Annotated in this window: 23 protein-coding genes; 18 read left to right on the top strand and 5 right to left on the bottom strand. The window is 36.5% G+C overall.

Annotation, left to right across the window (positions count from 1 at the left end; translation table 11 throughout):
* Positions 1-7: 7 nt before the first annotated feature.
* Positions 8-505 (bottom strand): PaaI family thioesterase, encoded by a 498-nt coding sequence (locus ACWNMY_RS19420; protein ID WP_449539894.1) that lies wholly within the window; start codon positions 503-505, stop codon positions 8-10.
* A 144-nt stretch (positions 506-649) separates the two neighbouring features.
* On the opposite strand from ACWNMY_RS19420, the gene ylbD reads away from it, so the two are divergent.
* From ylbD to ACWNMY_RS19440, 4 genes are all read left to right on the top strand, one after another.
* Positions 650-1,039 carry a spore coat protein YlbD gene (gene ylbD / locus ACWNMY_RS19425; protein ID WP_449539895.1) on the top strand — a complete coding sequence of 130 codons (390 nt, stop codon included), beginning with the start codon at positions 650-652 and terminating at the stop codon, positions 1,037-1,039.
* An 18-nt stretch (positions 1,040-1,057) separates the two neighbouring features.
* Positions 1,058-1,297 (top strand): YlbE-like family protein, encoded by a 240-nt coding sequence (locus ACWNMY_RS19430; protein ID WP_449539896.1) that lies wholly within the window; start codon positions 1,058-1,060, stop codon positions 1,295-1,297.
* A 96-nt stretch (positions 1,298-1,393) separates the two neighbouring features.
* Entirely contained in the window at positions 1,394-1,837 is a 444-nt protein-coding gene (locus ACWNMY_RS19435) for a YlbF family regulator (RefSeq protein ID WP_449539897.1), read from the top strand.
* 237 nt (positions 1,838-2,074) lie between these two features.
* Positions 2,075-2,350, top strand: coding sequence for a YlbG family protein (locus tag ACWNMY_RS19440; RefSeq protein ID WP_449539898.1), 276 nt, complete (start codon positions 2,075-2,077; stop codon positions 2,348-2,350).
* Between the two features lie 172 nt (positions 2,351-2,522).
* On the opposite strand, the gene ACWNMY_RS19445 is transcribed toward ACWNMY_RS19440, so the two are convergent.
* Positions 2,523-2,912: a DUF7147 family protein gene (locus ACWNMY_RS19445; protein WP_449539899.1), complete on the bottom strand. Its 390-nt coding sequence runs from the start codon at positions 2,910-2,912 to the stop codon at positions 2,523-2,525.
* 532 nt (positions 2,913-3,444) lie between these two features.
* On the opposite strand from ACWNMY_RS19445, the gene rsmD reads away from it, so the two are divergent.
* Positions 3,445-4,020, top strand: coding sequence for a 16S rRNA (guanine(966)-N(2))-methyltransferase RsmD (gene rsmD / locus ACWNMY_RS19450; RefSeq protein ID WP_449539900.1), 576 nt, complete (start codon positions 3,445-3,447; stop codon positions 4,018-4,020).
* Positions 4,017-4,511, top strand: a complete 495-nt coding sequence (gene coaD / locus ACWNMY_RS19455; protein ID WP_449539901.1) for a pantetheine-phosphate adenylyltransferase — start codon at positions 4,017-4,019, stop codon at positions 4,509-4,511. The genes rsmD and coaD overlap by 4 nt, the downstream gene beginning before the upstream one ends.
* 29 nt (positions 4,512-4,540) lie before the next feature.
* On the opposite strand, the gene ylbJ is transcribed toward coaD, so the two are convergent.
* On the bottom strand, positions 4,541-5,767 hold the full coding sequence (gene ylbJ, locus ACWNMY_RS19460) for a sporulation integral membrane protein YlbJ (protein WP_449539902.1): 1,227 nt from the start codon (positions 5,765-5,767) through the stop codon (positions 4,541-4,543).
* 565 nt (positions 5,768-6,332) lie between these two features.
* Between ylbJ and ACWNMY_RS19465 the strand changes: the two genes are divergently transcribed.
* A complete protein-coding gene (locus ACWNMY_RS19465) occupies positions 6,333-7,139 on the top strand; it encodes a patatin-like phospholipase family protein (protein ID WP_449539903.1) in 807 nt (268 codons plus the stop codon).
* The gene (locus ACWNMY_RS19470; RefSeq protein ID WP_449539904.1) at positions 7,120-8,142 is read left to right on the top strand and encodes a SepM family pheromone-processing serine protease; all 1,023 of its coding nucleotides are present in this window, start codon (positions 7,120-7,122) and stop codon (positions 8,140-8,142) included. Before ACWNMY_RS19465 ends, ACWNMY_RS19470 begins: the two co-directional genes overlap by 20 nt.
* A 47-nt stretch (positions 8,143-8,189) precedes the next feature.
* Here ACWNMY_RS19470 and ACWNMY_RS19475 read toward each other — a convergent pair whose 3' ends face one another.
* Positions 8,190-9,431: a nucleotidyltransferase gene (locus ACWNMY_RS19475; RefSeq protein ID WP_449539905.1), complete on the bottom strand. Its 1,242-nt coding sequence runs from the start codon at positions 9,429-9,431 to the stop codon at positions 8,190-8,192.
* Positions 9,432-9,600: 169 nt separating this feature from the next.
* On the opposite strand from ACWNMY_RS19475, the gene ACWNMY_RS19480 reads away from it, so the two are divergent.
* From ACWNMY_RS19480 to gerR, 4 genes are all read left to right on the top strand, one after another.
* Positions 9,601-10,119: a YceD family protein gene (locus ACWNMY_RS19480; protein WP_449539906.1), complete on the top strand. Its 519-nt coding sequence runs from the start codon at positions 9,601-9,603 to the stop codon at positions 10,117-10,119.
* A gap of 70 nt (positions 10,120-10,189) precedes the next feature.
* Positions 10,190-10,363 (top strand): 50S ribosomal protein L32, encoded by a 174-nt coding sequence (rpmF, locus tag ACWNMY_RS19485; protein WP_077617716.1) that lies wholly within the window; start codon positions 10,190-10,192, stop codon positions 10,361-10,363.
* 192 nt (positions 10,364-10,555) lie between these two features.
* Positions 10,556-11,320, top strand: coding sequence for an enoyl-CoA hydratase/isomerase family protein (locus tag ACWNMY_RS19490; RefSeq protein ID WP_449539907.1), 765 nt, complete (start codon positions 10,556-10,558; stop codon positions 11,318-11,320).
* Positions 11,321-11,404: 84 nt separating this feature from the next.
* Entirely contained in the window at positions 11,405-12,025 is a 621-nt protein-coding gene (gerR, locus tag ACWNMY_RS19495; RefSeq protein WP_449539908.1) for a sporulation-specific transcriptional regulator GerR, read from the top strand.
* 76 nt (positions 12,026-12,101) lie between these two features.
* On the opposite strand, the gene ACWNMY_RS19500 is transcribed toward gerR, so the two are convergent.
* Positions 12,102-12,575: an N-acetyltransferase gene (locus ACWNMY_RS19500; RefSeq protein ID WP_449539909.1), complete on the bottom strand. Its 474-nt coding sequence runs from the start codon at positions 12,573-12,575 to the stop codon at positions 12,102-12,104.
* A 187-nt stretch (positions 12,576-12,762) separates the two neighbouring features.
* Between ACWNMY_RS19500 and ACWNMY_RS19505 the strand changes: the two genes are divergently transcribed.
* The 6 genes from ACWNMY_RS19505 (at position 12,763) to bshC (ending at position 19,179) form a co-directional block, all read left to right on the top strand.
* Positions 12,763-14,109, top strand: coding sequence for an acetyl-CoA carboxylase biotin carboxylase subunit (locus ACWNMY_RS19505; protein ID WP_449539910.1), 1,347 nt, complete (start codon positions 12,763-12,765; stop codon positions 14,107-14,109).
* Positions 14,110-14,135: 26 nt separating this feature from the next.
* The gene (locus ACWNMY_RS19510) at positions 14,136-14,348 is read left to right on the top strand and encodes a biotin/lipoyl-containing protein (protein WP_449539911.1); all 213 of its coding nucleotides are present in this window, start codon (positions 14,136-14,138) and stop codon (positions 14,346-14,348) included.
* A gap of 10 nt (positions 14,349-14,358) precedes the next feature.
* The gene (locus ACWNMY_RS19515) at positions 14,359-15,900 is read left to right on the top strand and encodes an acyl-CoA carboxylase subunit beta (protein ID WP_449539912.1); all 1,542 of its coding nucleotides are present in this window, start codon (positions 14,359-14,361) and stop codon (positions 15,898-15,900) included.
* Between the two features lie 279 nt (positions 15,901-16,179).
* Positions 16,180-17,064 carry a 2-dehydropantoate 2-reductase gene (locus tag ACWNMY_RS19520; RefSeq protein WP_449539913.1) on the top strand — a complete coding sequence of 295 codons (885 nt, stop codon included), beginning with the start codon at positions 16,180-16,182 and terminating at the stop codon, positions 17,062-17,064.
* Between the two features lie 5 nt (positions 17,065-17,069).
* Entirely contained in the window at positions 17,070-17,462 is a 393-nt protein-coding gene (locus ACWNMY_RS19525; RefSeq protein WP_449539914.1) for a DUF3397 domain-containing protein, read from the top strand.
* 91 nt (positions 17,463-17,553) lie between these two features.
* Positions 17,554-19,179 carry a bacillithiol biosynthesis cysteine-adding enzyme BshC gene (bshC, locus tag ACWNMY_RS19530; RefSeq protein ID WP_449539915.1) on the top strand — a complete coding sequence of 542 codons (1,626 nt, stop codon included), beginning with the start codon at positions 17,554-17,556 and terminating at the stop codon, positions 19,177-19,179.
* The last annotated feature ends 65 nt before the right edge of the window (positions 19,180-19,244 follow it).

Raw genomic sequence — 19,244 nt, forward strand, 5'->3', positions numbered from 1 at the left:
CACCTCTTTACTTGATTTTTGGACGATTAATGATAAAGAAGCTACCCGTTGCATGTGCTATCAATGTACCGTCGTCACGGTACACTTTCCCCTCTGTAACACATATCTTTGATCCTGTATGTATCATGGAAGCTACACATCGTAATTCCTTTCCTATTCCAGGGGCAACATAATTAATTTTCATTTCCGTTGTTACAGCCGCCTTATCTTTTGGAAGGACGTGGTGGACAATTGACCCCATTGTGGAGTCTAGTAACGTTGCTGTAATACCGCCATGTACGATTTGTAGAGGGTTTTGAATTAATTCTGTATTAGGAATGGTGATCTCATAGATATGATCATCAATTACTTTTCGGCTCGTTTGTAGTAGGGCACCTATATAAGATCCGTTTTGTTTTGTTTGTTTTCGAATCACGGCTTCTATTACGTGTTCCAATGCTTTTTTTTCTTCCTCATTTGCCTCCAATAAGAACGTTTGTAAATTCTCCAAAATACGATCTTCCATAAACACATACCTCAAATCCATAATTTTTTTACTATTCTTATTTTAACAACTACATTAGAAAGTTGGCAATTTAAAATGGGCGAACAATTCATTTTATAAAAGATAAAATATAGTAGGCAAACGTATAAAAACGAGGTGATTGATATGGGTAAACCGTTACACCCAACAGTACAAGAATTTAAAAGTTTTGTTAAAAAACATCCTAAGTTAATAATGGAGGTACGGAAAGGAACATACTCGTGGCAGGAAATTTATGAGGACTGGTATTTACTGGGCGAAAAAGACGAGAAGTGGAAGGACTATAAGGAAAAAGACGAGAAAGATACTGAAAGTAACAAAGATGATTTTATTGGTAAGATTTTTTCAACTTTTAAAAATGCAAATATGGATGACATTCAACAACAGATATCTAATGTAGGTGAGGCAATAACAACGATTCAAGCTGTTATCCACCAATTCAAAGGTGAAAAGAATACAACGACTCAGCAACCTCAACAACGCCATCCACATCCTTTTGCTTTTCGAAAAGATTAGGTGAGGAAGGAGAGTAGGATGAGAAAAGAAACATATGAATATATACAATCAAAAAAGAAGATACAAACCTTTATACGTGAAAATCCAATTTGGTATCGGAAACTTTCACGAAATCCCTCTGATTTTCAAGCATTAGAAAGGGAAGCGAAGGCTTATTTTAAACAGACATTCCCACATAAGGTACAAAAGCTTAATCAATCTTTAGAGATGGCTTCCTTTATGCTCCAAATGTATCAAGGAATGCGACAAAATGATTAAAAAAGAAACTTCGATTCTTCTACATTCAATATAACAAGTACTCTGCAGGTGCTATTCACTAAAAATCATGGTATAGTGAATGTGGAGGTGTTTTTTTTGATAGCTACAATTGAAAGAGTTCAGATCCTTGAAGAGGCAGAACAAATTTCATCAATGATTCTACAATCAGAACTGGCTGAGGAATACCGAAGCTGTTTATATAAAGTCCAGAGAGATAGAGAAGCACAGAGATTAATTGCAGACTTTCAAAAAATGAAAGAAAAATACGATGAAGTTCAGCGATTTGGCAAATATCATCCTGATTTTCGAACAGTTTCTAAAGAGACGAGAGAATTAAAAAGGAAACTTGACCTTCATGATACGATTGCTGCTTTTAAACAAGCAGAGGATGGTATTCAAAAGGTGTTAGATGAGATAAGTATATTACTAGGTGGAGCTGTTTCAAAACATATTAAAGTTCCGACTGGAAACCCATATTTTGACTCCATCTCAAGCTGCGGTGGAGGCTGTGGAAGTGGCGGAAGCTGTGGGTGTGGATGAAGATTCACTATTTTTCAGAAAAAAATAAGTTTTCTACCTTATTTCATATTGTAAAAATTTAACTCAATATGCTAGACTAATGAATAAGTATTTTATTTTATTCAATACAATGCACTGTTGACATTAAAAAAGGCGGTGCCACAGATTTTTTGAAGGCTTAGGTCTTACGAAATTGATTTCAAAAATTCTATGTGCACAACACGCCAAGATCGCATTTGATTTAAAGGAGAAAACACTATGATTGGACAGCGCCAAGGAATTATCGTTTGGCTTCATTCGCTTAAGCACTCAAAGATGCTGCGGAAATTTGGCAATATACACTATGTATCCAAACGTCTAAAATACGTAGTCCTTTATAACGATATGGAAAATACAGATTCAATCGTAGAAAAACTTAACTCTTTAACTTACATTAAAAAGGTTGAGCCTTCATATAAGCCATTTTTAAAGATTGAATTTGAAAATAAAAAGCCAGATCGAGCTAAGGAATATGATTATAAGATTGGATTATAAAAAAGCTTACCATTTATGTGGTAAGCTTTTTACATTGTTAGAGTAACAGAATTTTCAAAACGTAAGGCTAATTGCAGTGGAATCTAGTTCCAGCTCCTAATCCCTCGAGGTAAATTTGTTTGACTTGCACAGGACGTACTGAAAATAGCAGCCTTTCGGGGACGTTTGTTCCTTATTGCATGGGTGGAATGTACCTGTTCATTCGTAATATTCCAATTAAGTGTTGATAATAAAGTTCTTTTTCGTTAAACATGGTTGACGGCTTTACTTCAAGCGAGATAATCTTCATATCTAGTTCGTTTGCTACTTCTGCAAAAAGAGTATACCGTTTGTTTAGTGTGAATTCTGGATTAGGAATACCTTCTCTACAAATATAAATTGCCTGAAAGTTTCCTGGGTTAGTAGGTATAAATGCAACAGCTATGGAAGTAACTTGCTTATCTCCAATAGTGGTGTGAAAAGCAAATAACTTTGAGACTCTATGTCTATTTCCTCTAATTAGTTCTAGTATTTCATAAATATCAGAATAACCTTCTCCAAGCTCTATAAAACGTTGTATCATATATTATTCCCCTTAATTAGATAGTTTCCAATTATACTGTACCATGAAAATAGAGCGTTCAACAAACGCAAAAACAAAAAAACCCTGCAAGTTTACCTGCAGGGTCCTTCTAACCCATGTTTTTTGTACGTTCACATGGGAGAAGGCAAAGGGAGAGGAGAAACCGGAGGAAGAACTTATGGGGAAACGTAAGTCTTCTCCGCGGTTGGCAACAACATCCTCGAATGATGTTGTTAGTACTAATTATGACCAATTGAAAATTGTGTATACATGCTTCAGTTATTTTTATTATTTGAATAAAATTTTAGTGAACCTGTACCTAGAATTTTTGGTTATTCATTAACAAACGAAATGGTTTATGGTAGGATAATGTTATCTTTTTACGTTTATTATGATTGTTAACTCCAAAAAAGACGTAAAGCCTGCGGATGCTTCAGATTTTAGAGAAATTTTTCACCCTAGCCCGAAGAAATCTTCGAAGTAAATACGCATGGTGTTTTGATACATATACATACTAGAATGTGGTGATTTTGTGAGAGTCGTATCTGGAATGAAAAAAGGTCTTCGGTTGAAAGCGGTACCAGGAGTATCGACAAGGCCTACAACCGATAAGGTGAAGGAAGCAATATTTAATATAATTGGCCCGTATTTTGAAGGTGGGTATGGACTAGATTTATTTGGCGGAAGCGGAGGACTTGGTATAGAAGCTTTAAGCCGCGGGATTGATAAGATGATTTTTGTTGACCGTGACCAAAAAGCAATCCAAACCATAAAAACAAATTTAGAAACCTGTGACCTACATAATCAAGCGGAAGTATACCGAAATGATGCCTCAAGAGCTTTAAAGGCTATCGTAAAGCGGGAGTTACAATTTGATTTAATTTTTTTAGATCCTCCATACAAGCAACAAAAATTAACTGAACTCATGACAGAAATTAGCGAACATGAGGTCTTATCAAACGAGGGCTACGTTGTTGCGGAGCATGGGTCTGATGTAATCCTAGAAAAATCTATTGGTATGCTGACACAGGTACGTCATGAAGTCTATGGGGTTATTGGAGTATCCATTTATAGACGTATTGAGGGACAGGAGGGGGAAAAGATATGACAAGAATTGCGGTTTGCCCGGGGAGTTTTGATCCAGTAACAAATGGGCATCTTGATATAATAAAAAGAGGCTCCAAGGTATTTGATAAAATTTATGTTTGTGTGCTAAATAATTCTTCCAAAAACCCCTTGTTTTCGGTGGAAGAACGGATTGAACTTTTACAAGAGGTGACAAAGGACCTGCCAAATATTGAAGTTGAATCTTTCCAAGGACTTTTGATGGATTATGCTAGTGAAAAAAATGCAAGTGCAATATTAAGGGGGCTTCGCGCCGTTTCGGATTTTGAATATGAAATGCAAATTACCTCCATGAACCGTATATTAAATGAGAAAATTGAAACATTTTTTATGATGACAAATAATCAATATTCGTTTTTAAGCTCAAGTATTGTTAAAGAGGCGGCAAAATATCATGGAGAAATCTCGGAACTTGTACCAAAACCAGTAGAAGTAGCTCTTAAAGGGAAATTTTCCGCTACAAAAGAGAATTAAATAGCTTTGGAAATGAAAAGCCCCGCAATTTACATGCGAGGGCTTTTCATTTTGCTGCTATAAATGAATATATAAAGTAGTAATGACATAATCGTAACTAGCGGTCCGTATTTTAATAATCCATTCCACATCATGCTAACCCACATTTGTGTTTGCTCTGGTACCAGTGGGGAGATAACAGCACCAGTTTCCTGGGAATCTGCATTCTTAACATAGAGAGGTTTCCATAATAAGAATGTAATAATACCGGCTAAAAATCCATGCATAATTCTAGCCAGAAAGAATGGTTTAAATCGTACATCCGTTTCGGCAAGAATACTTGCAACCTGTGCTTGTACGGATAGACCGCAAAATCCTAAGATAAAACTTACAGCAATTACCTTTGGAAGTAATGTTAAATGTTCCAATTCACTAGTCATCATTGAGCCTGTTGTAATCTCAAATATGCCTGAGATAAGAGGAATGCTAAGATCTGGGGGCATTTGAAATACCTTTAACAGTACTGATATACCTGCACCAATAACGTCAATTACATGAATAAGAGATAGGAGTTTATTAAAGACAGAAAATAAAATAATAAATCCACCTATCATTAGCAATGTTTGTATAGATGTGGTTACTGCATCGCCTAATATTTGTCCAAATGGTCTCTTTTCTTTTAATCTAGTTCGATGTAGTTCTTGGAGTGCCTTAATAACAATTTTGGTTTTTCCTTGATTCGTCGGAGTAGTTTCATCGTCCTTTTTGCCATGAAATCTCATGATTAACCCAACAAAAAAGTTCCCAAGATAATGGCTAACTGCTAATAAAATCCCAAGTTGAGGATTGTTAAAAAAGCCAACAGATATTGCTGCAAATATAAATAGTGGGTTTGATGCGTTTGCAAAGGATACTAGTCTTTCAGCTTCAATTCGGGTAATTTGTTTCTCTTGTCGAAGTCTTGCTGTTAGTTTGGCACCTGCTGGAAAACCCGAAGCCATTCCCATTGCCCATGCAAAGCCACCAACTCCTGGTACTTTAAACAAGGGCCTCATTAATGGTTCGAATAATACACCGATAAATTTAACTACACCAAAGCCAATTAGTAATTCGGAAATAATTAAGAATGGTAGTAATGAAGGGAAAACAATCTTCCACCACATTTCTAACCCAACTCTTGATGCTTCAAGAGATTCTTTTGGAAAATAAATTAGTGCGATGGTTAGTAAAGATATTCCTGCAGCAAGTGCTACGGTTTTAAATCTTGAACGTGTCAATGGTACTCCTCCTATGGAAGTCTTCTTTTCTATACAGTGAGTTCATTTGAGAGGAAGTTCAAAAAGTCTGATGAAAATGACACATCTTTAGATGATCTTCGACTAAATACCGACACTTCCTGTGTCGAACATCGAAGTCACCACTTCCTGTGGAAGCTCGTTGGCAAGACTCGCCGTTCCTCGGAAAAGAAAACCACTTTTCCTTCGTGCGATGCGGATTCTTAGAAGCAATCCTTTGTGCTCACGTATTAATACAAACGTTCTGCTACTCAAAGCTGCACCGCCTTGAACTTCTTGGTCCTTTACATTCTCCTTTTTGAACAACATTATTAGTGATAAAATAAGAGAGCCCACAATTTTCCTTTTCTTCTATAAGAAGCTCACACAAAATTAGATTGCGTATTAACATCTTTCGAATTTAATCAATGGTTTGTACATCTATTTAAATATACGTATATAGGTAGTCAGTTTAGACCAAAAAGAATGTACAAGATTTCATTTCTTTTTCATATACTGGAATAGGTTTAGTTGCAACGTGTTGGAACAAAGGGAGGGGACGATTCACTTGAATGAACCTAGAATCGGTTTGGCATTAGGATCTGGTGGTGCTAGAGGATTTGCGCATTTGGGAGTAATAAAAGTTCTAATAGAAGAAAAAATCCCAATCAATCTCATTGCTGGAAGTAGTATGGGGGCATTAGTAGCCGGTTTTTTCGGAGCAGGTTTAGATATTGAAAGGCTCTACATGCTCGCAAAGGTTTTTAAACGTAAATATTACCTGGATTTTACAGTTCCCAAAATGGGATTTATTGCTGGAAAAAGAGTGAAAGAATTAATCCGTGTGTTTACTCATGGCAAAAATATTGAACAACTTGATATACCCATTGGAATCGTGGCTACCGATTTGCTTTCAGGAGAAAAGGTTGTCTTTCGAGATGGGCCAGTAGCTGACGCCGTACGTGCAAGTATAGCGATACCAGGTATATTTGTACCAGAGAAAGTGAATGGACGTATTCTCGTTGACGGAGGTGTCATCGATAGGGTACCAATCTCAGTAGTAAAAGAGATGGGAGCAGATATTGTTATTGCTGTAGACGTCTCCCATGTTAAAATAAATGAAGAAGTAGCTTCAATATTCGATGTCATTTTACAAAGTATAGATATCATGCAAAAGGAGCTAGTTAAATATGGTGAGCTTTCATCTGACATCATGATTCGACCACATGTTGCTCATTATAGCTCACGAGCTTTTACGAATATTGAGGAGATCATCCAAATTGGGGAAGAAGAAGCAAGAAAGCAAATCCCAGTAATCAAACAGGTGATAGCAAAGTGGAAGGAGCCTAGCGTGAATGAAGAAAAAGAGAAATAAAGCTTATATAAGGGCACTTGTAATTGGCGTGGTTCTTGCTGTACTAGGGACCTTTATTCAGCTCCCATATTACATAACAAAGCCGGGTATGGCGACGGAACTTGACCCAATTATTGCTGTAGAGGATGGCTATAAAGAAGAAGGAGATTTCATGTTAACGACGATTCGAATGGGGAAGGCCAATATATTTAGCTATGCCTGGGCAAAATTCCAGAAATATCATGAAATTATTCCCATTAATCATATTAGAAGAGAGAATGAGAGTGATGAGGAGTATTCAAATCGGCAATTATATTATATGGAGGACTCACAAGAATCTGCTATTACTGTTGCATATAAATATGCAAATAAGCAAGTAACTACTAAAAACCACGGTATTTACGTTATGGGACTTGTAGAAGGAATGCCTGCTGGCGAAATATTAAAGCCGGGAGACCGAATCTTTGCAGTTGATGGTCAGGAAATAAAAGAACACACAGAATTTATGTCCTATGTCTCTGCAAAAAAGGAAAATGATGAAATAACCATTTCTTTTGAACGAAACGGAGAAGAAGAAACAATCTCTGTACCTCTTGTCCCATTTCCGACTAATCCCGACAAAATTGGGATTGGCATTGAATTGATAACAGATGTAGAGGTGATAACCGATCCTAAAATAGAAATTGATACAGAAAAAATTGGAGGGCCTTCTGCAGGACTTATGTTTACACTTGAAATTTATAACCAGTTAACGGAACAGGATCTTACTCAAGGTTTACGTATAGCTGGTACAGGAACCATAGATCAGGAAGGAAAGGTAGGACCAATCGGGGGAATCGGTCAAAAAATAGTAGCAGCAGACAATTCGGATGTTGATATTTTCTTTGCGCCAAATCAAAATGGAGCTACCAATTCGGACTTTCAAAATGCTGTAGCCACAGCCAAGGATATTAAAAGTGACATGAAAATTATTCCCGTTGATACGTTTGAAGACGCACTTCATTATTTAGAGGGACTTGAATAAGAAGAATTAAGGTAAAACAGCCGTTACTTTTACGTAACGGCTGTTCTTTATAGGTATGTATTTTCTTCTTCATCGTATCGGATTGGTGGGGTGGTATATTCTTGTCGTAACAATGTAGAACGTAGAGGCTCAGGGTATATAGCTAAATAAGTTTGGGTAGCTTTCCAGTCAAGTGAATAGAGTAGATCTGTATATCCTGTTCCTTTTGAGATAATTGGAATCTCCACTTCTTTTTTAACAAAATTTAAATAGTTTTGTCCTTTTTTGGACATGCCTAATAATCGTATATATGAGGCGTTTGGATGATCATAAATTGGCTTTAATTGCTCTTTTGTTGTATTTGTTAAAATATGAGAACAAAGCCTTTGGAGCCTTGTCCACGTATAACGTTTCGTTTTGATATTCTCCATGAAATCCTGAAAAGAAAGGGATTCTGAGATATTGGCTAACAACCTATTTTCAATTCCTTCTTCCACCTCATATATGTTAGCTAGTTCAGAAGGTGTTGTTGTAAGTAGCTTGTATTTTAATAAACTAAAATACTCCTCCCAACGGTGGAAAAGCTTATGGTCCTTGTAATAAGCCAACAGCCATTTGATCGTCGTAGCTGGTAGATAGTTTTTGATTTCATCCATATTTTTTTCGGTTGAAAACAAGGTTTTTCGAATGCTAGTTGCACTAGCAATCGATTCGTGTGTAAATGTTTCATCATGGTAATCGGCAGACATTCTCTTGATCGTAGATGCCTTTATTGGACTTTTTTGATCAAGGGTAGCCTTTACATAGTGATAACCTAAAATATTATTCGGTTTAGATAAATCAAGGTATGTATCTGTACCCGAAAGTGAAGAATAGGCAAGAGAAGCTGCTTTAGGATAGCTGTAACCTTGTTTGATATACAACTCAATATGCTTGTCGTATGCTTGTTGATTGTCTTTCATAAAATGCACAGTGCTTTCAAAGTCTTCAATCGTGCCATTTTCACTACCAAAACAAATTTCGTTACATTGGAGTGCAGTAAGTATGGATATAGCACCACTTGCAAAGATTTCTGCCTTTTGTGTTGCAAATCCATAAGGTAATTCAATGACAAGATCAACGCCAGCTTCTAATGCCATTTTTGTTCGCGTCCATTTTGAGACTAAAGCAGGTTCACCGCGTTGTAAAAAGTTTCCGCTCATAACTGCAATGGTACAATCTGCTTTTGTCTTCTTTTTTGTCTCTTCTAGATGAAATTTATGTCCATTATGGAATGGATTGTATTCAACAATAACACCAACAGCCTTCATGGTTTCACCCTTTTTATCGTATTGTAGAAAAAATTTAAAAATATCATTTCTCTGGAAAAACTGGTATAGTATATAAGAATATTTACATTTAGTATAGTGTAAAGAAAAAATATTGACAAATGTAATCTGCAAAGCTATAATTACCTTTGTTGCCTTGAGGTGATTTCACTTGAAATGGTCAATTAATCAATTAAATCAGTTAGCTCGGAAAGGGTTACTTATTGACGATGTTGTTGATGTAAGTGAGTTAAAGGATATCGAAAAATCTATCCGAGATATCTCACCGGTCCACGTAACGGGTCGTGGCGATCTTAGTTCAACTAAGATCACATTTCATGTAACAATTAGTGGTTCAATGATCCTACCTTGTTCTCGAACATTAGTGGATGTTACATTTCCATTTGAGATACGAACTACTGAAACATTTTTACTTAGACAGACATCTGATTTAGACTTTGAGTCAGAAGAAGATGTTCATCAAGTACGAGGAGAAGTAATTGATTTACTTCCTCTAATCAAGGAAAATATTTTGCTTGAAATACCAATTCAGATTTTTTGTGATGATTCGAACTCAGAAGATGCTGCACCACAATCAGGTAAAGATTGGGAAGTTATCACGGAAGAGGATAACAAGAACAAGATTGATCCCCGTTTGGCAGGACTAGCAAAATTCTTTGAAGACGAATAGAATCCATCTATCTTCAAGAGTGTGTTCTGCATGGACATCCTCTTAACCATTTTTTAAGGAGGTGGGAATAATGGCTGTACCTTTTAGAAGAACTTCTAAAACAAGAAAAAGACTACGTCGTACACATTTCAAATTACAAGTGCCAGGTATGGTGGCATGCCCAAACTGTGGTGAAATGAAATTAGCACACCGTGTATGTAAAGAATGCGGTACTTACAAAGGAAAAGAAGTTGTTAACAAATAATCTTTGTTAACAAGTTAAAGCGTACTGATAACTATGTTATCAGTACGCTTTTTAATTTGTCTAAAACCCCTTCTTGAACAGTAATTCATTTTTATTTACTCAAATGAGATTGTTGCTAACCTCTATTTTCACACATTACAATAAAGATAAGAATATTAAAAGGATACATAGTTAATGGTGGGGAGTGGAACTATGCAAAAATATATGGTAAAAAGAGATGAGAAGGGGATTGTTTGGTTTACGATCAATAGACCAGAAAAATGGAATGCCATTGATTATGATGTGATGGACGGATTAGAAAAAACTATTTATGAAGTAAAGCAAAATGATCCCGATAGGATACTAGTTATTTCGGGTATGGGCCAAAAAGCATTTTGTTCTGGAGGAGATTTATCTGTTTTTCAACATCTTCATACTGAGCAGGAAGCCTACACAATGCTTATAAAAATGGGAATGATACTATATTCCCTTGCCACGCTACCGAAGCCCACGATTGCTCTATTGAATGGACTAGCAATTGGGGGTGGGTGTGAGTTAGCAACTGCTTGTGATTATAGACTAGCATTCCGGGAAAGTAGATTTGGATTTGTTCAAGGTACACAAGGAATTACGACAGGTTGGGGCGGTGCAACTATCTTACTAGAAAGGTTACCTATAGAGAAGGCGCTTCATTTGCTGATGACCGGTAAAATTTATTCAGCAATAGAGGGTAAGGAGCTTGGTTTTATCCAGCATGTACTAGAATCTGATGAATTCACACAGGAATGTGAAGAATATATATCAAAAGAATTTTTACATACTACTAAAGTAATAAACGCATATAAAAAGGTAGTAAATAGAAAATGGTTTGCTACAAAAGTAAAGGAACGAATGAAGGAGGAAATCAAGGAATGCTCTTACTTGTGGGCTTCAGACGAGCATCATCAGGCTGTTAGTAAGATTATGCAAAAAGAATAATTCTGTTCTTGATAGAGTGTGAATAGTCTATCTTTTCTACTACATGCATATGTATATGTAAAAAGAAGTTTAGGAGGGAAAGATATGACTTCAACACGTCAAGATGCATGGACTCAAGATGAAGATTTATTGTTAGCTGAGGTTGTGCTTCGCCATATTCGAGAGGGAGGCACTCAACTCGGTGCATTTGAAGAGGTTGGTCGCGCATTATCTCGTACTGCGGCTGCTTGTGGGTTTAGATGGAATTCATATGTTCGAAAACAATATAAATCAGGCATTGAACTTGCAAAGAAACAGCGCAAAGAGGTTAAGAAACAACAGCATAATGTGGAACAGGTACCTCTGGATCAATCAAATCCTGAACTAGATGAGAGTACAACACACCAATCAACGGAGCTTCGATTACGGGATGTGATTCGATTCCTCGAGGAATATGAAAAAACCGAGAGTCAGCTCGAAGATGTTGTGAACGAAAATAAAACATTGACATCTCAAATAAGTAAACTCCAAGGGCAAATAAAGGAGTTGAAAGCAGAAAATAAGACATTGGAAAATAATATTCAATTAATTGAGGAAGATTACAAGGCATTAATTGAAATTATGGAGCGAGCACGCAAAATGGTGGTACTGCAAGAGGATGAAAGAAGCAAAAAAGTGAAATTTCAGATGGATCGCAATGGTAATTTAGAAAGAGTTGAAAAATAAAAAAGAAAACAGCTGACAACATAATCAGCTGTTTTCTTTCATGTGACTCATAGAATAGTGCTATAAGTCTTTCTAACTACTCTACTTCGTGTACACCTTCTGGGAACCAAAGAAGTGGGTTTTCACCAAGGTCACGTTCCATATTATAAGCTGCGGGTGTGAACCCCATTTTTTCCCAGAACTCGGAAGATTTAACCCTTGGATTGGTCTTTATCGGTAAATTATATGATTTTGCGTAATCAACTAACGCTTTACCAAACCCTTTTTGTTGGTAATCTGGTAGGACCTCAAGCTTCCAGAGCTCTAAATAATCTTGTGCAGGCTCGAAGTATTTATTAAAATTCTTATCTACACGATAAAGACTCATACGAGCCACCAGTTTGTCTCCAAAGTAAATACCGTAAAAAGGTGAATCGCTATCATTTTCAATAATATTGGCTTCAAGGTCTTCAAGCATAGAAAGTTCTTGAAGGCCGTATTCTTTAAACTTTTTGAATTCCTCAAGCGTTTTATAGTTTACTAATAATTTTTCAACCTTTGCCGTATACATTTGGTATCCCCCTCAAACTTTTACTCTGTAACCAGTAAATATGATAATACATTCATTATACAACAAAGTGACAAAAAATTCTGTAGAAAATAATAGAAAGCGTTTTCAATTGTGTGCAGGAATATGTAGATAGATGTAGAAATAATAGTATGTCAGCTGTATCTTTTGACGAAAGGGGAAAAAATTCTTGAAAAAAGTGTTGATTGCAAACAGGGGGGAAATAGCTTCAAGAATCATTCGTACATGCCGTGAGTTGGGGGTGGAGACAGTTGCAATCTATTCGGATGCAGATAAGGAATTACCATTTGTAAGAGAGGCGACTGTAGCATATCGAATTGGTGAACCTCCCGTTGTGAAATCATATCTTCAAGTCGATAAGATAAGTGAAATTGCCGAAAAGGAGCAGGTTGATGCTGTACATCCAGGTTACGGATTTTTATCCGAGAACATGCATTTTGCGAAGGCGGTTGCAGAAAAATCGATCGTATTTATCGGTCCCTCCCCTGACATCATTTCACTAATGGGGGATAAGGTAAAAGCGAGAAGAACTATGATTGAAGCGGGGGTGCCAGTTGTTCCAGGTAGTGATAAAAATATACAGACAATTGAAGATGCTTGCCAGGTTGCAGAAGCTTATGGCTATCCGGTCATGCTAAAAGCAAGTGGTGGAGGTGGCGGTATCGGAATGGTTTGTTGCTCCACAGAAGATGAATTAATAAAGGCGTTTCAAACAACAAAGACGCGAGCGAAAACCTATTTTGGAAATGATGAGGTATTTATTGAAAAGTTCATTCCAAATGCAAGACATATAGAGGTACAAGTATTCGGTGACAGCTACGGAAATATTGTTCATTTATTTGAAAGAGATTGTTCTATTCAACGCCGAAATCAAAAAGTAGTGGAGGAAACTCCATCGCCGTTTTTATCAAAAGAGACAAGGGAAAAAATTTGCAATGCAGCGAAAAAGGCAGCAGAGCATGTGAAATATACAAATGCCGGAACAATTGAGTTCATTGTTGATGAAAATGAAAACTTTTATTTTTTAGAAATGAATACAAGACTTCAGGTTGAGCATCCCATTACTGAAATGATTACAAATGTTGATCTAGTGAAGTGGCAGCTTCTTGTTGCAAGTGGTAACAAACTGCCTCTATTACAGGAAGAAATAATATCATCTGGACACGCAATTGAGTTTCGTGTTTATGCGGAGGATCCAATACGTTATTTACCTTCTCCAGGAAAAATTGAGGAGTTTACGTTTCCTACGGATCATCCGAACGTTCGAGTGGATAATGGATACGAAGCAGGGACGAATGTTACACCGTTCTATGACCCTATGATTGCGAAAATTATCGTGAAAGGCAAAACTCGCGTAGAAGCACTACATAGCGCAAAGAACTTTATAGACAAGGTAGTTATAAAGGGAATAAAAACGAATATACCGTTGTTTCAACAAATTATAGAGGAAGACTCCTATCGTAAAGGAAATTATACAACAAATTATTTAACACATATTCAATCAACAAAAATCTAAATAAAGAAGCTACTAGGAGGAAAAAAATGAAGGAAATTACAGCAAGTATGGCAGGGACGGTTTTACAGGTATTGGTTTCATCTGGAGAAGAGATAGGAGTGGACCAAGTTGTCGTTATGCTTGAATCAATGAAAATGGAAATTCCTATTGAAAGTCAACTAGCTGGAAAAGTTCTGGAAGTAAGAGTGAGCATAGGTGATTTTGTAAATGAAGATGATGTATTACTTGTACTAGAATAGGAGGATACCAATGCTTCATACAAAGGATTTAGACCAGAGTCTTGTAGAGAAAAGTAAAGAGATTGAAGCTGGTGGACACGAAAAGTATCATCAGAAGTTAAAAGAGCAAAATAAATTGTTTGTCAGGGACCGTCTAAAGGCGTTGTTCGATAACGGACAGTATCTTGAGGATGGAAAATTCGCAAACAATATAGCGGATAACCTACCAGCTGATGGTGTAGTCACTGCAATTGGTGAAGTCAATGGGCAAACAGTGTGTGTAATGGCGAATGACTCAACAGTTAAGGCGGGCTCTTGGGGTGCGAGGACAGTTGAGAAAATCATCCGAATTCAAGAGACAGCAGAGAAACTTAAAATTCCTCTGTTATATTTAGTAGATTCAGCAGGAGCACGTATTACGGATCAGCTTGAAATGTTCCCGAATCGACGTGGGGCAGGCCGTATTTTTCACAATCAAGTAAGGCTTTCAGGTATGATTCCACAGATTTGTATCTTATTTGGTCCTTCTGCTGCAGGTGGTGCTTATATACCTGCCTTTTGCGATATTGTGATAATGGTCGATAAAAATGCATCGATGTACCTGGGGTCTCCTCGAATGGCCGAAAAGGTCATTGGTGAAAAAGTTACACTAGAAGAAATGGGCGGTGCAAGAATGCATTGTACTGTTAGTGGTTGCGGAGACATCCTTGCTGCTAATGAAGAGCAAGCAATACAAAGTGCACGTGAGTATTTGACGTTCTTTCCTGCGAATTATCAAAATAAACCACCTCTTACAGAGGGACGCTTACCAAAGGAAGGGAAAAACCTACAAGACATCATACCAGTAAATCAGAATGCTCCTTTTAATATGTATGATGGTATAGATGCACTAATAGATGAAGGAAGTTTTTATGAAATTAAAAAGCTCTTTGCACCAGAAATTATTACAGGTCTTGCACGTATTGATGGAAGACCTGTTGGGATAATTGCAAACCAACCTAAAGTAAAAGGTGGTGTGCTTTTTGTAGATTCAGCAGATAAAGCTGCTAAATTCATAACGTTATGTGATGCATTCCATATTCCATTGTTGTTCTTAGCTGATGTACCCGGATTTATGATTGGTACAAAGGTCGAAAGGGCAGGAATCATTCGACATGGTGCGAAGCTTATTGCGGCTATGAGTTCAGCGACTGTACCGAAAATTTCAGTTATTGTTAGAAAAGCATATGGCGCAGGATTGTATGCGATGGCAGGTCCGGCATTTGAACCGGATTATTGCGTAGCGCTCCCAACAGCTCAAATCGCTGTAATGGGTCCAGAAGCTGCTGTGAATGCAGTTTATTCAAATAAAATTAATGAGATAGAAGACCCAAAAGAAAAAATAGCATTTGTTGGGCAAAAGCAACAGGAATATAAAGAGCATATTGATATTTACAAGCTTGCATCCGAGTTAATTGTAGATGATATTGTTCCGGCATCTGCACTTAGAAATGTTCTTGTTAGCAGATTAGCAGCTTATGAGACAAAGGAACTTGAAATAGCTCATAAAAAACACCCTGTTTATCCCGTATAAATAATAATTGTATTTTCCCCAGAGGTTAATCCTTTGGGGTTACTTTTATTTCTAATAGAAAAGTAATAGGGTATTAGTCTTTCTGCATTAAGTAACCGTATTCCTAACCTAACGATTTGTAAATTTACCCTCCTGTAGTAAAGGTCGTTCATCTACTCTCTCAAGAAAAGGTGCAAGTACAACAGGAAAAAACTGATCCTTTAAAGCTACGACCATACTAGTCATATTGTTGGGTGTTTTGGTAAAATAAAAAATAGGACGAACTATGGAGTTGGAACGATGAAAATAGGGATTATAGGCGGAGGTTCAATTGGACTCTTATTTGCAGGTTACCTAGCGGATAGGCATGATGTAACAATATACACCAGAACAGAGATTCAGTCTGAATATCTTAGAAGCAAAGGCATTACAATTCGTAAAAATGATACAACTAAAACGTATCGAATACATGCTGATACAACCAATGCTAGCGTAATCGAGGAAGAACTCCTTGTAGTGGCAGTAAAACAATATTCGTTAGAAGATGTTTTGACAAAAGTTAAGGACATAGAAAAGGTACAAACTATTTGTTTTCTACAAAATGGTATGGGCCATATTGACCTTCTCGAACAACTAACTAACCCAAATGTGCTTGTTGGAGTTGTTGAACATGGTGCAATGAAAGTAAATGAAGTAACTGTGAAACACACGGGGGTTGGTCGAACTAAAATTGGAATTTTTAAAGGCACACACAACACGGTGTCTCACGCGCTGGGGAGTATAAATGATTTTCCATTTGAATTTCATAACAACTGGCATGATATTCTTTCTGCTAAGCTAATAGCTAACGCCATTGTAAATCCTTTAACAGCTTTGTATAGAGTGAAAAATGGGGAATTACTCCAAAATAAGTATTTTTACAATCAAATGAAAACGTTGTTCAACGAAGTAACATCTGTTATTCAGTCCAATACAAATGACGTGTGGGAGCTCGTTACCTCAATTTGTCAAAGTACTGCGAACAACAAATCCTCTATGCTTCGCGACATTGAGGAAGGTAGGAAAACTGAGGTGGATGCCATTCTTGGCTACATAGTTAAAAAAGCAGCTACATTGAATAAAGAAATAGTTATTACTACATTTCTTTATCACTCAATAAAAGGAATAGAAAAAAGAGGAGAGTAGAGTAGATGGTAAACTTTTTTGCAGGAATAGTTGCCACATTTGTTACAATTCCACTACTTGGATTTATACTAGTCTATCTAATAAGTAGATTCATTTTGAAAAACAGTAGGAAATCTTTTTTTCTAACGGTCGATATTACGACTGTGTTCTTCTTAATTGCTGTGCATTATCTTTTACTTGTAATTCTTGGTAAAAGTGCACTTTGGCTTATAATTCTGTTACTGGTACTAGCTGTCATATTTTTTGGGTTTATCAATTGGCGAAATAGACAAGAGATTCAAACAGTCAAGGTTCTTAGAAAGAGTTGGCGATTTGCATTCCTAGCGTCTACTATTGCTTATTTTGTTTTGTTGCTTATAGGACTTTTTCATCGAATCCTTTCAGTTTCGGTAAATTGATTTCTAATGAGCGGATATTTTTTGTTTCCTAAGAAAGCGTGCTATACTCTTCTAAGATACATACTGGATAAGAAAGGAAGAACGAAATTTTATGGAGGTTATGGATCTCTCTTTGCCAGCTTCAAATAGGTTAGTGAACGACTATCTTACAAATAAAATGGATATAGATAAATTTTTTGACTATGACATACATTCTCCACTTGTGTATGAGGTTAGGAAAAAAGAAGTAACAAGTAGGCAATTTGAGCGGGAAGAACTTGTCAAGCATTTGCTTACCTTTAATCAACGATTAAATTATCATCAAAATAGCATTACTAATATACATAAATTAACAGACCCAGACTCTGTTGTTGTAATAGGTGGCCAACAAGCGGGAGTACTTACTGGGCCTTTATACACAATACATAAAATTATTTCGATTATTAAGCTTGCAAAAGAACAAGAAGAAAAACTTAATGTTCCTGTTATACCAGTTTTTTGGATTGCGGGTGAGGACCACGACTTTGCAGAAATTAATCATTTATATGTAAAGCTTAAAAATGGTATTCGTAAAAAGACTGTTCCTCAACAACACAATCTAAAAACAATGGTTTCTTCAATTGAAATCGAAAAAGATGGAGTTGTGAGGTGGATTGAAGAGATTTTCGAGACATATGGTGAAACTAGTCATACCAGGGATCTACTCGGAAGATTGCGTGGATATGTTGAAAAGTCAGCCACATATGTTGATTTTTTTGTCCAGATTGTAAATGATTTATTTGGAAAAACAGGACTTGTTCTAGTCGATTCAGGGTCTAAAGAGCTTAGAAGTCTTGAAACAGTATATTTTAAAAAAATGATTGAAAAAAATAAAGAGATTCATGATGCGCTACTATTGCAACAGGAAGTATTATCTGCCTCTCAATATCCGAGTACAATTGAAATGAATGAAAATAGCGCAAATCTTTTCTATCATCAAAATGAAGAAAGGATATTACTCGAATATAATGTTGAGCATGATCTGTTTAGCGGAAAGAATAATGAATGTATACTTTGTAGTGAAGAATTACTTGAGGTGGCCGAGAAGCGACCGGAGTATTTGAGTAATAATGTTGTAACACGGCCTTTAATGCAGGAATTATTATTTCCAACACTTGCTTTTATTTCTGGCCCTGGTGAGGTTTCATACTGGTCGGAATTAAAAAAAGTATTTTCAGTTATGGGCATCAAGATGCCACCCGTAGTACCTCGTCTAATGATGACAATCGTTGAAAGACCAATAGAATCAAATATAGGGGATATCGGATTAACCATTAAAGGTGCGTTAACTGGAGAGCTTAGAAAAGAAAAAGAAAATTGGATGGAAAAACAAACTGCTGATGTGGATGAAGTGATCCTAGCAGCAAAGCAAGAAGTAGAATCCATTCATAAAAGAATCAGAACTGTTGGACTTGATGTTGATCCAGGGTTATCTGACCTTTTATTAAAAAACGCTCAGAAGATTCAAGACCAATTTGATTTCCTGAAGAATACGTTTAATCGGAGGATCATGGAGCGTAATGACATTGAACTTAATCGGTACAATCGAGTTGAAGTGTCTCTTCTTCCTTTAGGCTCCCCACAGGAGAGAATTTGGAATATATTTTACTACTTAAATAAATATGGTGAAGACTTTATTTCTGACCTATTACATTTATCTTTTGAATTTAATGGAAAACATAAGGTGATAAAACTTTAATCTTCACCATAAATAGTATAAATTTTGTTGAAAATCCTCGGAATTCCGAGGATTTTTTTATTTAT

It is taken from the genome of Ferdinandcohnia sp. Marseille-Q9671, assembly GCF_976954385.1.

What these genes read in the sequence shown, in the direction of transcription:
- ACWNMY_RS19420 (WP_449539894.1), bottom strand. Translation starts at nt 505, where the DNA reads ATGGAAGATCGTATTTTGGAGAATTTACAAACGTTCTTATTGGAGGCA.
- ylbD (WP_449539895.1), top strand. Translation starts at nt 650, where the DNA reads ATGGGTAAACCGTTACACCCAACAGTACAAGAATTTAAAAGTTTTGTT.
- ACWNMY_RS19430 (WP_449539896.1), top strand. Translation starts at nt 1,058, where the DNA reads ATGAGAAAAGAAACATATGAATATATACAATCAAAAAAGAAGATACAA.
- ACWNMY_RS19440 (WP_449539898.1), top strand. Translation starts at nt 2,075, where the DNA reads ATGATTGGACAGCGCCAAGGAATTATCGTTTGGCTTCATTCGCTTAAG.
- ACWNMY_RS19445 (WP_449539899.1), bottom strand. Translation starts at nt 2,912, where the DNA reads ATGATACAACGTTTTATAGAGCTTGGAGAAGGTTATTCTGATATTTAT.
- coaD (WP_449539901.1), top strand. Translation starts at nt 4,017, where the DNA reads ATGACAAGAATTGCGGTTTGCCCGGGGAGTTTTGATCCAGTAACAAAT.
- ACWNMY_RS19470 (WP_449539904.1), top strand. Translation starts at nt 7,120, where the DNA reads ATGAAGAAAAAGAGAAATAAAGCTTATATAAGGGCACTTGTAATTGGC.
- ACWNMY_RS19475 (WP_449539905.1), bottom strand. Translation starts at nt 9,431, where the DNA reads ATGAAGGCTGTTGGTGTTATTGTTGAATACAATCCATTCCATAATGGA.
- rpmF (WP_077617716.1), top strand. Translation starts at nt 10,190, where the DNA reads ATGGCTGTACCTTTTAGAAGAACTTCTAAAACAAGAAAAAGACTACGT.
- ACWNMY_RS19490 (WP_449539907.1), top strand. Translation starts at nt 10,556, where the DNA reads ATGCAAAAATATATGGTAAAAAGAGATGAGAAGGGGATTGTTTGGTTT.
- gerR (WP_449539908.1), top strand. Translation starts at nt 11,405, where the DNA reads ATGACTTCAACACGTCAAGATGCATGGACTCAAGATGAAGATTTATTG.
- ACWNMY_RS19500 (WP_449539909.1), bottom strand. Translation starts at nt 12,575, where the DNA reads ATGTATACGGCAAAGGTTGAAAAATTATTAGTAAACTATAAAACGCTT.
- ACWNMY_RS19510 (WP_449539911.1), top strand. Translation starts at nt 14,136, where the DNA reads ATGAAGGAAATTACAGCAAGTATGGCAGGGACGGTTTTACAGGTATTG.
- ACWNMY_RS19515 (WP_449539912.1), top strand. Translation starts at nt 14,359, where the DNA reads ATGCTTCATACAAAGGATTTAGACCAGAGTCTTGTAGAGAAAAGTAAA.
- ACWNMY_RS19520 (WP_449539913.1), top strand. Translation starts at nt 16,180, where the DNA reads ATGAAAATAGGGATTATAGGCGGAGGTTCAATTGGACTCTTATTTGCA.
- ACWNMY_RS19525 (WP_449539914.1), top strand. Translation starts at nt 17,070, where the DNA reads ATGGTAAACTTTTTTGCAGGAATAGTTGCCACATTTGTTACAATTCCA.
- bshC (WP_449539915.1), top strand. Translation starts at nt 17,554, where the DNA reads ATGGAGGTTATGGATCTCTCTTTGCCAGCTTCAAATAGGTTAGTGAAC.